At 34.1% G+C, this 1,045-nt stretch carries 1 protein-coding gene; it reads left to right on the top strand.

Translation table 11 applies throughout. The features are described from left to right. Positions 1-771: LPXTG cell wall anchor domain-containing protein (locus FC45_RS07795; protein ID WP_162257467.1), on the top strand; the 771-nt coding region annotated here is incomplete at its 5' end. Positions 772-1,045 lie beyond the last annotated feature (274 nt).

The raw sequence follows: 1,045 nt of genomic DNA, 5'->3' as shown, positions 1-1,045 counted from the left end.
AAGGGTACTGATAAGTACAAGAACGCCAGCGATGACACTAAGTCTAAGTTCGACGACGCATTGAAGAAGGCTGAAGAGGTAAAGAACAATCCTAATGCGACTCAAAAAGAAGTAGACGACGCAACTAAGAACTTGAAGAATGCGCAGAATGATCTAGATGGTCAAACTACTGATAAGAGTAAGTTAGAAGAAGCAATTAAATCAGCTGATGATACTAAGTCAACAGATAAGTACAAGAATGCAAGTGACGACACAAAGTCTAAGTTTGACGACGCATTGAAGAAGGCTGAAGATGTTAAGAACAATCCTAATGCGACTCAAAAGGAAGTAGACGACGCAACTAAGAACTTGAAGCAAGCCCAGAATGATTTAGATGGTCAAACTATTGATAAGAGTAAGTTAGAAGATGCTATCAAAGATGCAAATGACGCAAAGGATACAGACAAGTACAAGAACGCAAGTGACGATACTAAGTCTAAGTTCGATGATGCATTAAAGAAGGCTGAAGATGTTAAGAATGACTCTAACGCAAACCAAAAAGAAGTAGATGACGCAACTAAGAACTTGAAGAATACGCTAAACAATTTAAAAGGTCAGCCTGCCAAGAAGGCTAACCTCATTGCTTCTAAAGACAATGCTAAAATTCATAAGCAAACTCTATTGCCTCAAACTGGTACTGAAACTAACCCACTAACAGCTATAGGTATTGGATTGATGGCATTAGGCGCAGGAATTTTTGCAAAGAAAAAAAGAAAAGATGATGAAGCATAATCTTAAATAGATTTCTTATTATTCTCAATAAGAAATCTCACTAAAAATGAATGCCTCATAATTGTTAGACATAAAGTCTAATGGTTATGAGGTGTTTTTTATATAAAAAATAATTACCTAAATAGTTTAGATTATTTCAGAGAAAAAAATTTTTTTAGTGTATTTATATTTGTAAGTATTTAAATTTCTCTGGAGGTAATTATGTCATACGATGACAAATTTTATGGTTTCACAAATGATGAAATTTTTGGCAGTATTATGCAAAATAAACGTT

It is taken from the genome of Lactobacillus jensenii DSM 20557 (assembly GCF_001436455.1).
Taxonomy (GTDB): Bacteria; Bacillota; Bacilli; order Lactobacillales; family Lactobacillaceae; genus Lactobacillus; species Lactobacillus jensenii.
The sequence above is the reverse complement of the archived record's forward strand: the minus strand, read 5'-3'. Positions and strand labels throughout refer to the sequence as shown.